General features: G+C 38.0%; 15 protein-coding genes. 10 read left to right on the top strand and 5 right to left on the bottom strand.

Features of this window, described 5'->3' with window-relative positions:
• Positions 1–595: 595 nt before the first annotated feature.
• The 5 genes from OH773_RS06805 to OH773_RS06785 all read right to left on the bottom strand — a co-directional run bounded on the left by OH773_RS06805 (position 596) and on the right by OH773_RS06785 (position 4,068).
• A complete protein-coding gene (locus OH773_RS06805) occupies positions 596–802 on the bottom strand; it encodes a hypothetical protein (RefSeq protein WP_270144197.1) in 207 nt (68 codons plus the stop codon).
• 85 nt (positions 803–887) lie between these two features.
• Positions 888–1,139: a hypothetical protein gene (locus OH773_RS06800; RefSeq protein ID WP_270144195.1), complete on the bottom strand. Its 252-nt coding sequence runs from the start codon at positions 1,137–1,139 to the stop codon at positions 888–890.
• 74 nt (positions 1,140–1,213) lie between these two features.
• Positions 1,214–2,434: a hypothetical protein gene (locus tag OH773_RS06795; RefSeq protein WP_270144193.1), complete on the bottom strand. Its 1,221-nt coding sequence runs from the start codon at positions 2,432–2,434 to the stop codon at positions 1,214–1,216.
• A gap of 433 nt (positions 2,435–2,867) precedes the next feature.
• On the bottom strand, positions 2,868–3,104 hold the full coding sequence (locus OH773_RS06790) for a hypothetical protein (protein ID WP_270144191.1): 237 nt from the start codon (positions 3,102–3,104) through the stop codon (positions 2,868–2,870).
• Between the two features lie 532 nt (positions 3,105–3,636).
• On the bottom strand, positions 3,637–4,068 hold the full coding sequence (locus OH773_RS06785; protein ID WP_270144189.1) for a hypothetical protein: 432 nt from the start codon (positions 4,066–4,068) through the stop codon (positions 3,637–3,639).
• 1,044 nt (positions 4,069–5,112) lie between these two features.
• Here OH773_RS06785 and OH773_RS06780 point away from each other — a divergent pair.
• From OH773_RS06780 to OH773_RS06735, 10 genes are all read left to right on the top strand, one after another.
• Positions 5,113–5,376: a hypothetical protein gene (locus OH773_RS06780; RefSeq protein WP_270144187.1), complete on the top strand. Its 264-nt coding sequence runs from the start codon at positions 5,113–5,115 to the stop codon at positions 5,374–5,376.
• Positions 5,376–5,552 carry a hypothetical protein gene (locus OH773_RS06775; RefSeq protein ID WP_270144185.1) on the top strand — a complete coding sequence of 59 codons (177 nt, stop codon included), beginning with the start codon at positions 5,376–5,378 and terminating at the stop codon, positions 5,550–5,552. Before OH773_RS06780 ends, OH773_RS06775 begins: the two co-directional genes overlap by 1 nt.
• Positions 5,533–6,282: a helix-turn-helix domain-containing protein gene (locus OH773_RS06770; RefSeq protein WP_270144184.1), complete on the top strand. Its 750-nt coding sequence runs from the start codon at positions 5,533–5,535 to the stop codon at positions 6,280–6,282. Before OH773_RS06775 ends, OH773_RS06770 begins: the two co-directional genes overlap by 20 nt.
• A gap of 277 nt (positions 6,283–6,559) precedes the next feature.
• Positions 6,560–7,096 (top strand): hypothetical protein, encoded by a 537-nt coding sequence (locus OH773_RS06765; RefSeq protein ID WP_270144183.1) that lies wholly within the window; start codon positions 6,560–6,562, stop codon positions 7,094–7,096.
• A gap of 216 nt (positions 7,097–7,312) precedes the next feature.
• Positions 7,313–7,663, top strand: a complete 351-nt coding sequence (locus OH773_RS06760; protein WP_270144181.1) for a hypothetical protein — start codon at positions 7,313–7,315, stop codon at positions 7,661–7,663.
• 1 nt (position 7,664) lies between these two features.
• Positions 7,665–8,348: a terminase large subunit domain-containing protein gene (locus OH773_RS06755; RefSeq protein ID WP_270144179.1), complete on the top strand. Its 684-nt coding sequence runs from the start codon at positions 7,665–7,667 to the stop codon at positions 8,346–8,348.
• Between the two features lie 223 nt (positions 8,349–8,571).
• Positions 8,572–9,099, top strand: coding sequence for a hypothetical protein (locus tag OH773_RS06750; RefSeq protein ID WP_270144177.1), 528 nt, complete (start codon positions 8,572–8,574; stop codon positions 9,097–9,099).
• A gap of 26 nt (positions 9,100–9,125) precedes the next feature.
• Entirely contained in the window at positions 9,126–9,983 is an 858-nt protein-coding gene (locus tag OH773_RS06745) for a phage terminase large subunit family protein (protein ID WP_270144175.1), read from the top strand.
• Positions 9,984–10,021: 38 nt separating this feature from the next.
• On the top strand, positions 10,022–12,283 hold the full coding sequence (locus OH773_RS06740; protein ID WP_270144173.1) for a portal protein: 2,262 nt from the start codon (positions 10,022–10,024) through the stop codon (positions 12,281–12,283).
• Complete coding sequence (locus OH773_RS06735) at positions 12,283–12,483, top strand: hypothetical protein (RefSeq protein ID WP_270144171.1); 201 nt, start codon at positions 12,283–12,285, stop codon at positions 12,481–12,483. The genes OH773_RS06740 and OH773_RS06735 overlap by 1 nt, the downstream gene beginning before the upstream one ends.
• The last annotated feature ends 114 nt before the right edge of the window (positions 12,484–12,597 follow it).

Genomic DNA, 12,597 nt, shown 5'->3' with positions numbered 1-12,597 from the left:
GTCATGGGGTAACAGTCATAGGGTGTAAATACCTGTTTTATAAAGTATTTTCACCCCTCCTAAGTGTGAATTCACACCGCCTATTTTCTAAATTTGCACCTGTCAAAGTGCCACCTAAGCATACCGCCCCCGCCCTCCTTCCCGCAATGGGGGCAAGTGTAAACTCTCCCTTTCAGTGACTCACTACGCAAGCCGTTACTATGCTTAGTAGGTTTTGCCCGTTGGCTATTGTCCTGAACCTTTGCCCTCTCTGCTGCTCGCGCTATGGCTTCTGGTGTTATTGCCAGTGCCTTTAGTTTCTCGCGTATGCTCTCCTTCATCGCTGCATAACCACGACTAGATCCCCCGTTCATATTGAACTTAGAACCCATTAACGCGGATAGAATCAGGTGAGCTACGTAATGTTCACGGTAGGTAAATCTGATCAGGTTATGCCGATGATCTACCCCTCCCCACTTCACAGGCTGAATATGGTGATTCTCATATCCCTGTTTTGTGTCTGATAGTCTGGACGGCTTGCCGTTCCTTTCCCGTGCCTTGTCACAAAGGAGAAGATACAGACGGCGTAGCCGTGGTGCATCATTACTAAGTTTCATTAACTCTCTTTGCTATCTCTGATAGCTTTTTGCATCCATGAGATTTTATCTGTTTCTCTGGCTACGTATTCGTTAATTAATTCTTCCGTGATTTGCGTCATTTTCAGCTTTCGCATAGTGCAAAGCATTTTGAACTTCATGTGTGTTTCATCATCGATCCACACCTGCAAAGCGGATTTACCTTCCGGCCTTCTGTTACCTGCCATTGTCTCTAATCCTCTACCTAACAAAGCCGTATTGTATCATGATCTTTTCCAATAGAAAAGGCGGGAATTAACCCGCCCCACCTAATTATAGTTCTTCCATTTGTTCTATCAGATCTGCTACTTGTGTTGCTTGTTCATCTGTAAGCGGATCAGGTAGTTCACTCATTTCATCAATCATTCCATTGAAAAACTGTTTGTGAGTTTCTTTTGCACCAATCAGGAAACGTAAAGCAACTATGTTAGCTTCTGCCGTCAAAACGTCTATAGCCTTGTTTACTTCCTTAACTTCATCTACTGCACGTTCAGCACAAGAAAACAGAAATTCAAACTTACCCATTTTAAACCTCATTAAACAATCGGACACTGTAAAGGGTGTGGCTATCCGTAGCCCTTCCCTTTCACTGTTCAATCTTAGGCTACTTGCGTTTCCTCTGCTGAATCACAGTTAGCAGCCGCTACAGGCTTTCCGGTGTGCGCTGCAAATGCTTCCTCTACTTTCTCCTTAACCTTGCGGGAAGATTCTGTAGAGTTCATTTCTAACCATTCCAGCAAATCAAGGAACAGATCAGAACGGGTTTTAGGGTTGAAGAACATAGACCAGAACCCGCGCCACTTACCAACCGCTTTAGCGTTATAGGTGGTGATCATAGCAGCACGTACACCAGATAATTTACGGTGTGTGGTTTTGGTCTGGATGTTTGCAGCGTCGATAGCCTCCAGTTCATCACGGAAAGTCTCAATAGCTAAATCTACATCTTTACCGTACTCAGGCTTGATAGTACGGAAAGCTGTTTTCCAGCTATCTTTTTTGATGAAGTCAGATTGAGGGGAAAACTCTACACGCTTCATCCCCATTTGCTGTAACTCACCATTAGTAGCCTTGTTAACGCCGCTGCAATAGTCTTGCACCAGTTGATAGATCTCCTGATCTTCCTGATTCTTGTACACGGTTAAGAACAGGCATTCAGGACGTTTAAACAGGTGTTTACCTGCTTCTTTAGGGTGTGGAGTTTTCCAGCCATAGGCGCGGGTGTGCCCATCTACTTTGATAAACGGCAGGGTGTGAGGTAAACCAGCCTCTTTAGCTACACGCTCTGTACGCTCCCACAATGCAGCATTACGTACAGGATCGAGCATTACGATCGCTACAGTGTCGCCCGTCTGGTGTGCCATTTCAGCACCTGCTTTAGCCTGTTTCTCTGCACGTTTTTCTACATCGCGGTTGTTTTCGTAGTTGGTGATAGCTATGAACACATCAACCGACACACCAGCAATAATAGCTTTACGATCCGTACCTGCTGCTGTTTCTACCTGCTGTTTCATTTCATCAATCACGGTAGAAGCAAAGGCGGTAGCTTTCGCTAACTCTGCTTTCTGTTCACACTCTGCGTTATAGCGATCATGGATGAACTTTTCAGCAGTAGCAAAATCATCCTGAAAACGCGGAATATCAATACCCATCTGAACCAGAACAGCGCGGAAATCTTCACTATCTACAGTGGTGTTCCCTTTCAGTTCATTGTTTTCAGCATTGAACAGTTTATAGCCTTCTTCCCGTACTTCTGGATCTTCATTACGGATAGATTCAAGAGCATGTACCAGACCAGTTACTACAGAGTTTAAATCAAACATTTTTACTACCTCTCAAAGATTCAAGCGCCCTATGCGCCCTCAATGAGAAGATAGTACAATGTGATCATGATACCTTGCAACTAGTTTTTCATGCAGACGTAAAAAAGCCTCTAGAACCTACGCGAACAGGTAACTAAAGGCTGTAGAAATCAACTACTAACAGGCTTACTATCGCTTTAAACTAATTGCACACTACCTAACATTTCAGTTAGTCCGATCACGTCTAGCTGTTCATCGGTGTATGTCCGATCCCCTCTTGCGTACTGATACGCTGAACCGTGACTAAATCCATTTTCTCTAGCTTTCTTGTATCGTGCGATTATTTCCGCATTAGAACGCGATACATGAGGCACAAACGGAGTAACAAAGGATTGCACGGGTACAGAATCAGCACAGCCGCAAAGAGCTAAACAGGCTGAAAATATTAACCCTTTCATTTCTTTTTCTTCTTAGCCCAAATACCTGTACCTGCTGCTGCATCACGGGCATTAGCCCATTGTGCGTTATATGCGGCAGTGTTGATCGCTTCCTTGTGCTGAACCTCAGCAAGATAGCAAGTATCTTTAGAGATACCTTGCGCCTCACACTCTGCCCTACGTTGTTCAGGAGTAGAACAGCCAGCAAGCAGGACAACAGAAGAAGCTACTACAATCATTAACATCTTTTTCATTTTTTAATTACCCAAGTAAACTATTCAAGGTTTAAACAAATATACGATAGACTTATTTTTAGACACAAATAAATAAACGCGGTGAATGTGTCAATTTAAGTAAAGATTGATTTAGATCAAAGGTAGTACAGCAAGGATAATTAGCACGGTAATCATCTTAAACCCTCCATTTATGATCATGAGATCATGTTTGTACATTAATAAAAATAGATAGAACTAATTACACTGAACCAGAAGAACAGGCACACTAACAGGATAAACAAACATCCTTTCATATGTGCAGACTCAGAGCAATAATAAAACCTGTAAGAAATAAAATAGCGCTAATATGTGCATTAGTCATGAATTAACAGATCCTTAATCTCTACTATTTTAGACCGTGGGAAACTCTTTTTCATTGTCTCCAGTTGATACGAATAGCGCACACTCTTTAAGATTGCACCTGTAGCACTGACTAAAGAAAACCTATAGCCATTCTGTAAGAGGTGGTGCAATGGTTTATTGTGAATCTCTTTAGCACTGTATTTAAACATTACTTAGCCCTAAGAGGTGAGTAATCAGTATTGTAATCATAAACACCTATGATCCCTCTAGTTAAATCATCAATACCATTTTCTAAACGCTGCTTATACATTTTAAAGTTTTCTGAATGCTCGTTTCTAACTCTCTCTGCTTCACAATGTTTTAAAAAGTCTGCATCTGGATCAATAGAGTTTAATTTGAAATTAGCAATATCTAGCTTATGCCCTGATTCAATCATTTCTTTAAGGTGTATACTGGTTCTATTACTTTGTGCAACATTGTGAAGGTTCTTTAATTTCCTACTTTGCACACTAAGGAAATTAGTAATTTCTTTGTTTTGTTCTTTCAGTTTAGCAACCTGATCTACTGCCTTGTGATACTGAATCATTGCACTGATGCAACCGACTACACAAACTACCAGAACCCATACAGGAATAAACATTTTACAACCCTCTCAATTAACCTAACTGCAAACAGTGTATGATCATGATCTCATGATTGCAATACATAGCATTAAAAATTTTTAGTGAGGGGCTAACTCATTGTTACTGGGCGATTATTTCTGATTTAAAAATTTTCTATATCAGAACCGATAAAAATAAAAGCACAGGCTAAAAGGGAAAGTGGGGGGCGGGGGGTGTGTCTGATCCGCCTGGACTTCTAGCCCTCTAGCCTTCCGGCCTTCTAGATGTCTGGACGTTTAGACGGCTAAACGAATGGGATGACTAGGCACAGTCTGTTTAAGTATGGGTTAATCTCTATTCATTCAATCACTTAGCCGTATCTGTTCACAGTGAACGGTGTGAATAGGTTCCCTCTTGTGCCACGTCACACAGCTAAACCGCGTATCAGTAAATAAAGTGCTTGCACATTGGATCATGATCGTGTTATTATGTGTGTGAGTTGAAGGCCAATTAAGTTATGGAGAGAACCGACCCTGCACGATAGATAATAATAGTTAGCAGGATCATTATTAGGTGGCTAGTTATTATTTTTTCTTACATCGCACACCAGAGGGATTAACGTTAACTTCAATTGATAATGTTATTGCTCACATCGTCCAGCTTATTCACCACACCTTACCATAAGGAATATTGAACACGTAATAGTGAGTGAGGAATAATCTTATCACTACGTGGTTTATCTTTTCTTCTTTCCTTCCGTGTTAGTCAATTGCTTGTGAGGAATAACCCCTCTGTATTATGTCGTCACATAACAGAGATTTTTAGATCATTTAGAAGATAATTAAAAGAAAGTTTATAGATGTTTTCAAGCGATCTAAGTATATCCTATATATCTATTATGTTCGTTAGATAATTATACATTTTCAATGTATATGACGTTCACATACACTTAATATAAACCCTATAATTTATTGCCAGTGTATACACAATTTACTATATAAATAGAATGTAATTAAGGAATTAGGGAGAGTGGTAAAAACCCATAAGATTCTCTCCCTTACCTTTATCTAGAGGTAGCCATTGTGATAACTGCTAATAGCTCTCCTACTAGAGAGAAACGATTTAAACAGAGTTCAGATCCATACGCTGATGAAAAGGAAATTAGCATTAGGCTAACCCGTGAACAGTTACACGATCTGAATGATATAGCTCTAGCTAATGATTGCTCTATGTATTACTACACTAAGAATCTAATAGAAATGGCTATTATGTTTCAAAAGAAAGAAATAGAGTTTGAAAGGTTCTATAAATTCTTTGAATTTGTAATGAAGAATAGAGAGGAATAATGAAAGCAAACATTGAATTTAATGATCGCTTGTTTGATCAGGTTATTAAGATTGCTAATGAAAACGATATGAACGCTTATCAATATATTCGTGAGTTGGTAGCTTGTCATGTTGCGTACACTTTAGGTATTGAGGAATCAAAGAGGATTGCTAAAGATGAAGGAACAAGTAAGTAATACGTTTATTAAATCTTATCACAAGGTAATGAGAACACCTTGCAAGGGTAAGATAACACAGAATTTAAAGTTAGTTTATTGTGTATTGTTAGGTTTTCAAGAGAACGCGGGAAAAGCATTTCCATCTAATCAGTATATCGCTGATGAAATAGGAATAAGCAAACGCGCAGTAATCGACAATACAGCAGAACTAGAAAGGATGGGGCTTATTAAAAAGCAACGTCAATACAATAACAGCAACATTTATACAGTTAATGAATGGGGAGTTGAAGATACTAGAGGTGCAATGAGTTCACCCCCTAGTGAAGCCACTTCACCCCCTAGTGCAATGAGTTCACCTCTAGAGGTGCAGCCAACAGCACTCTATAAGAATATGGATAATACTATTCATAATATTAAAGATAAGATTAAAGAAGTAATAGAGGAAGAAGGAGTAGAAGAAATGAAACCATTTGAATCTAAAGCTACAGCTTATGTTAAAGAAAAAGAAATTGAAATGGATAGCCCTTCTACAGTGTCTTTCCTTTCTACAGTGTCACAGCCTGTTAAGGCTGATTCAGTGTCTAGCTTAACCGTGGTTCCTGAATTTAGATCAGGAGATGAAGCATATAGCTATGTACGCTCTATGGGTTCTCAGATTAAAGAGAAAGATTTTAATTATATCTTTGGATCTACTATGAAATATGAAGAACCAGAATTAAACATCTCAATTAAAAGGATCTACGGATAATGCAATATACGGAAATAGAAAAGGATGTATTTAAGTACCTACACCGTGGTTACTATTGGGCTGTAGATAATGGAAAGAATTACAATCCTACTAACAGTAGAATCATTGATCATCTACTGAATAAGTACAACCTACAAAAACATGAGTTGCCTAACATCAATTACATGTTAGCAAAGTTTGTAGAGAATGATTTAATTTATATCCATTATGGTGACAATGGTCTACATAATAAAACACGTTCTATTGTCGTGATGGATGTACAACCGAGGGAATTAAAGTGAATAAGCCAGATGAAGGATTAAAAGAACTTCTTACTATTGGTGAAGATGGTTATTTTTACTGGAAAAGTATTCCAGAGAATAAGAAACGAATTGCTAAACTAGGTTGTAGTAAAGTTGGTGCTAACCGCACTACAGGATTTACAGATATTACCTATAAAGCTAAAGCATATAAAGCACACCATGTTATGTACTGGTTTGTTACTGGGGAATGGTGTGAAAACGTGTTCATTGATTCAGAAGATAAAACAGATTATCGCTTTAAGAATCTTAAAGATATTGATAAATCTTCTGTACAAACTATCACTCACCCTAAACGATTCAATAAGATCAAAGTAACAACTATCTATAATAAAACTAGAAAATGTAATCGTTATAAAGCTCAAGTTAGTTTAGGTGGTAAAACTCGTTACATTGGGTTGTTTGATACAGAGGATGAAGCAATCTTTGCAACATGGAAAGTAAAGGATCTGTTATACCCTAATACATTTATTTTCCCTCCTTCACTTTCTAAGTTTATTGAAAGCAGTATTTAAAAAGCGATCTCCTATTGTCAGTATCTGCGGGTTATGCTTCCCGCCTTATTAAACCAAAAAAGAAAGCCCTACTACAAAGGGTGAATAAAAACTAAATGTAGGCACTATTTAAAGCCACTTCTAATAACTATGCTCCCTTCTTTCGGTGTAAGGGTGTGTATTTATTATTAGTGGCTTTTTCTTTTTATTAACCCATATCAAGGAAGATAAACCACAATGAATACAGCTAATCTAATCCCACTTAAAAAAGGTGAAGGTGGGCGTAAAATGGGTGCTATTAATAAAAGCACTCGTGAACGTAATGAACAGTTACGCAAACACCTAATGAATACAAATGTTATTTTTAAAGCAGTAACAGAGATTAATAACCGCTTAGATAATAATCCTGAATCAGTGAAGATGTCAGAGCTAATTAATATTATTGCTAAGATTGGTTCTTACCTCTATCAAACAGTGTCAGAAGAACATTATGAAGATGTGGTAGAGACAATTACAAGCCGTGATCAGGCAGAGGGTGAAGTACGTAACATGCTAGAGCTAGTAAGCCAGCTTAAAGCGGTTAAGTAATATGATTGATCTTTCTACCCTTTCCGATGAGGAACTATTAGATCTTCTCACTGAATTAAAACAAACACAGCAAAGGGTAAAAGCATTTCAAAAATACAATCGTATTGAATACTTTGATCCCTTCCCTTATCAGCGTAAATTTATGGCTGCTGGTAAAGAACATAACATACGCTATCTAAGAGCCGGTAACAGGTGTGGTAAAACTTTTGGTGCTGCTAATGAATTTGCTATGCACCTTACAGGCCGTTACCCTGATTGGTGGCAAGGCTTAGTAGTTCCTGATGGTGGTCATACTTACTGGTGTGTAGGTGTTACTTTAGACTCTGTACGGCGTGTTCTTCAAAAGGAATTACTAGGAACAGAAAACGCTAAGATATTAGAGGAAATAGGATCAGGCGCATTACCCCGCGATTGTTTAGATTTAGATTCTATTAGCCGTGATGGTAACGCAGTTAAATCTATTTGTGTACGTCATAAAGATGGATCAATCAATACGCTTAACTTCTATGGTTCACAAAATGAAGCTGTAATGATGGGTCAGAAAGTAAGGGGCTGTATGTTCGATGAAGAACCAGAACACAGATCCTTAGAGATATACAGCCAGATTAAAACACGTTTGCTTAATGCAGGTGGTAACGGTGTAGATGGTTTTCTAATCTTCACAGCCACACCAGAACAGGGTTGATATTAGCTCTGTATAAATCTCTCTAATTGCTGGAAACTCTTACTATTAAGTTAAAGACAATCAGCAGCGAAGCCTATTTATAGGAACGTTCAACGACTAGCCGCAAGGCGTACATGCAAGCGCATGGAAACGGGAGAAACTAATTTAATTAGTTAAGATATAGTCTGGACTATACAGAAATGTATAGCAGTTATTATTTCTACTCTATAAGGAGTTAATACACATGGAAGTATTTAAAACTATTGCTAATGCACCTTTGTTTGAAATTAATCAGAATGGTGAAGTTAGAAACAAAGAAACATTAAACACAATCAAACACCAATTAAATAACGGTGGCTATCCTTGCGTTACCTTGCGCCTAGATAAAGGCAGAGGTGCTAAAACAAAGAAAGCTATGATTCATGTTGAATTAGCAAAAGCATTTATTGATAACCCTAAGCAATTTGATCAGGTACTTCATTTAGATGATAACCGAACTAACTTTAGTTTGGATAATCTCAAATGGGGTGATCAAAAGATGAACATGAAACAGTCAAGTGATACAGGTTTTTATAACACTGTTAAGAAAGAATTAGATCTTATTTCTCCAGCAGGTGAAGTAATCCACGTTAGAGGGTTACGCACATTCTGTAGTGAGAATAATCTTGATTGGGGCAACTTCTCTAAAATGGTTAAGGGTAAATATCAAACTTGCAAAGGTTGGAGACTATACAGAAATAATAACGGGTGTAGTAGTAGCGTACTACACTGAACATAACGAACACGCCACTAAATGAAATGTTTGATAACGACGAATCAGGCGTATTGTATTTGCAAACAGCAAGTGTTTATGACAATCCAACATTCACACCAGAACAGTTAGAAAAACATATTGCAGCTATTCCAGAATATCAAAGGGAAATGCGTATTAAAGGTATTCCAATTTTTGGTACTGGTGCAGTATTTACTATAGCTGATGAATTGATTAGGTGTGAAAACGTCTACCCTCTTGCACACTGGCAAGTAGTAGCGGCTATTGATTGGGGTAACGTTAAAGATCCTACGGTTCTAGTTATCGCTGTTTATGATCCAGATAATGATAAATATTATGTGATAGATGAATATTATTTTGATCAAAGTGAAGAAGCTAGAAGCCCTGAAAACCTTGCACAGTTTATTTTAAAATCTGAATATTGTGCAGTGCCTGTAATTAACCCTCATGATTCAGGAATGAGCAGTAGCGCAAATGATACGAAAGGTAAGATCTTACAGCGTATGGGTGTTAATACTTCACCTGCTTTGATCTTCCGTAATCCTACTGACTCACAATTACAGATTACTAAATTCAATAATAACAACAAATCAGTAAGGCAGATTGATACAGGTTTAGAGGAAATGCGTTTGATGTTTAATCAGGGGCAATTAAAAATTAAAGAATCCTGTTATCACTGGTTTAAAGAGAAGCGTAGTTATTACTGGAAACATAACCCCGTAACAAATGAAGTTAAACCAAGTGGCGCAGATCATACTATTGATGCTTCACGATATGCAGTTATGAGCCTTATTAATAATAAGGGCTGTAACTGGAGTGATAGATCTAATATGGCTTCTTGTCAGTTTAGATCTTTTGATACCGTACAATTTAATAACTTCTAATTGCCTTATAAGGGATTAGAAAGGGAGATTGCTAAGGAATGGCAAACAGTAAACCGCTAGTAGATATTCTAGCAAAACAAGTTAGTAAGAATAAAGAAGAATGGAAAGAACGACTTTTAGATCAGTGTTTCCATTCTAAAAATGAGGGTGATAGTTATCGCTCTCTTAATATGATGAAGTTTAATAACGCTTATCTGTACTACACAGCACAGCTACCAGCAGCCACTACTAAAAATTCTAGTGATGTTACAGGCGGTGATACGTTTAAAGTAGGTCATCAAGAGTACGTAGAGCCTGTATTGTTCAATGCTGTTAAAGCAGCACTACCACAGCTACTAGATTCTTTCACTACTGATGATTCATTAGCCGTAGCTTTCCGTAACCGTGGCTTTAGAAAGAATCCAGTAGTAGAAGCACTGGTAGAATATAACATTAATAAAATCTTCCTACGTGATCAGGATGGTTACGGGATCTTAGAGAATGCTTTTAAAGAGATTCTAGTAACTGGTGATGCTTTCCTTAAAGTCTTTGTAGATGAAGTAACACACAAGGAAGTAGCAAGCGTAGAAGATTGGATCGAGTTATCCGCCTTTATGGGTGAACTTGCTGAAGGTTGGAACATTGCAGCGCCTAAAGGCTTCTTGAATGGTTCAGGGTCTAAGGGTGCTTTTGAGTGGAAAGAAGAAAAGATTAAGCAGCAAGATCCACAAACAGGACAAGTAGCAGAGCAATCTATTTATCTAGTACGCGGTAAAATTCCACTACAGAATATTGAAAAGAAATTAGTAGTAGAACAGTGTGAACCAAATGATCTTTGGTTTGATATTAACTACGCTACAGATTTTGGTAAGTGTCGTTATATTTGCCATCGTATCCGTACTACAGTAGGTGAAGCCCTGTTACGTGGCTTTGATGAAGAAGCTATTAAAAATGCTGCTGATGTGCAAACAGAAGATACACAATTACCTGAAATGTATTTCAGCGCCACCATGTATCAAAACCCTAACTATGCACAGAACAACCGTTTAGATCGTGGTGCTTCTACTGATCCTAATGAGCGCCCTATTTGCCTGTATGAGCATTATATTTATTCTTCTTTCCCTAATAAGAAAGGTGAATCCCGTAAATATCAGGTAATCACTACACATAATGAGTTAGTAGCAGATCCAGTAGAGATTAAACACTTCCCGTTTGTACATGGTCAGGGTGAACCTGTTCAGGGTAATTTCTTTGGTAGGTCTTTCTTTGATGTATGTAAGCCTTATCAGGACGCTCTAAGCCTTGCACAGCGTATGCAACAGCAAGTAGCTATGAAAACTACATGGCCACAATATAAAGCTGTTAAGGGTCAGTATGATCGCCAGAGCCTTTTAAATAATAGACCGGGTGCAGTGATTGAAGTTAACGCCCCTGAAATGTTGGAACGGTTCCAGCCTATGAGCCTTGATCAATCTTTCGTAGTGGCTACAGAAGCTATTAAAGAATCAATGCAACAGACCGTAGCACAGGCTGTAGATTTTGCTAATAGTGATGGTGGAGTTCCACAAGTAGCTACCGCTACTGCTTATCTTTCACTATATCAGGAATCTCTAAAGGGTAAGAGTTTAACTAATAACATCAAGCGTACTTTAGTACATCCTCTGATGATTAAAATTTATGAGATTATTAAAGATGAAGGATTTAATCTTTTTGCTCCAGATGGATCTATTATTAGTGGTGCTGAACTACCTAATGTTTATGATTTCATTGTCGATACAAACACAACGCATGATGATTTTGCACAAAACATGCAAATAAATAATGTGGCTTCTTTTGTACTTCAAGCAGCACAGTTAAATAGCCCTGTTATCACACCTCAGAATATCTATTCTATTGCCCGTGATATGCTAGAGAAATTTGATATTGATTCTACACAGTACCTTACTGATCCTTCACAGAATCAAGATCCTCATGCAGCAGAAGAACAGGCAAGAGCGCAGGCTATTGAATCAGAACGCCATAGCGTAGCATTACAAGCTGAAATTCTGAATAACTGGAAGATTGGCGCAGAGGTTCAGAAACTTCTAAGTGAAGCAGAGAAAGCAACACTAGAGGCACATAATACAGTATCTAAAGATCAGGCTGATAGTGCTGCTAAGATGCAAAAGATTATGACTGAATCACAGAATAAAGCTAATGAAATTCAGGTTAAGGCGCAAGAGGTAGCAGTAAAAAATAAAGCCGTTAACTATGAGACTATTTTAGCAGCACAGAAACACCAAGCAGATATTACTACACCTCGCATTAATGGGGTTAGGTAATGAAAGTGATTACACATAAAATTAAGACAATTAAAATGTTTAATCTCATTCAGGATCTGATTGAAGATAATGAATTGTGGGGAACTGATAAAGATTCTTACTATAAGTTTGAATGTAATAACGGAGAGTATTTAAACGCCTTTCTTAATGATAAGGCTGAAAAGCATTTAGAAAGTCTCGGACTTTTTGAAATTCTCTAAAAACCCTTCAAATAAGCCATTGTAACGCATTCTAAGCCATTTTAAGACCTCAAAATTAGGTAGGTAATACCTTTGCCTACCTTAGCTAAAAACAAGCCTTAAAAACGCTTACAG

The sequence above is a fragment of the Buttiauxella sp. WJP83 genome (genome assembly GCF_027594725.1).
GTDB lineage: Bacteria > Pseudomonadota > Gammaproteobacteria > Enterobacterales > Enterobacteriaceae > Buttiauxella > Buttiauxella selenatireducens.
This window is presented reverse-complemented; position numbering and strand designations above follow the sequence as displayed.

Excerpts from the sequence above, each read along its gene's own strand:
- OH773_RS06805 (WP_270144197.1), bottom strand. The coding sequence starts at position 802 with ATGGCAGGTAACAGAAGGCCGGAAGGTAAATCCGCTTTGCAGGTGTGG.
- OH773_RS06800 (WP_270144195.1), bottom strand. The coding sequence starts at position 1,139 with ATGGGTAAGTTTGAATTTCTGTTTTCTTGTGCTGAACGTGCAGTAGAT.
- OH773_RS06795 (WP_270144193.1), bottom strand. The coding sequence starts at position 2,434 with ATGTTTGATTTAAACTCTGTAGTAACTGGTCTGGTACATGCTCTTGAA.
- OH773_RS06790 (WP_270144191.1), bottom strand. The coding sequence starts at position 3,104 with ATGAAAAAGATGTTAATGATTGTAGTAGCTTCTTCTGTTGTCCTGCTT.
- OH773_RS06785 (WP_270144189.1), bottom strand. The coding sequence starts at position 4,068 with ATGTTTATTCCTGTATGGGTTCTGGTAGTTTGTGTAGTCGGTTGCATC.
- OH773_RS06775 (WP_270144185.1), top strand. The coding sequence starts at position 5,376 with ATGAAAGCAAACATTGAATTTAATGATCGCTTGTTTGATCAGGTTATT.
- OH773_RS06770 (WP_270144184.1), top strand. The coding sequence starts at position 5,533 with ATGAAGGAACAAGTAAGTAATACGTTTATTAAATCTTATCACAAGGTA.
- OH773_RS06760 (WP_270144181.1), top strand. The coding sequence starts at position 7,313 with ATGAATACAGCTAATCTAATCCCACTTAAAAAAGGTGAAGGTGGGCGT.
- OH773_RS06755 (WP_270144179.1), top strand. The coding sequence starts at position 7,665 with ATGATTGATCTTTCTACCCTTTCCGATGAGGAACTATTAGATCTTCTC.
- OH773_RS06750 (WP_270144177.1), top strand. The coding sequence starts at position 8,572 with ATGGAAGTATTTAAAACTATTGCTAATGCACCTTTGTTTGAAATTAAT.
- OH773_RS06745 (WP_270144175.1), top strand. The coding sequence starts at position 9,126 with ATGTTTGATAACGACGAATCAGGCGTATTGTATTTGCAAACAGCAAGT.
- OH773_RS06740 (WP_270144173.1), top strand. The coding sequence starts at position 10,022 with ATGGCAAACAGTAAACCGCTAGTAGATATTCTAGCAAAACAAGTTAGT.
- OH773_RS06735 (WP_270144171.1), top strand. The coding sequence starts at position 12,283 with ATGAAAGTGATTACACATAAAATTAAGACAATTAAAATGTTTAATCTC.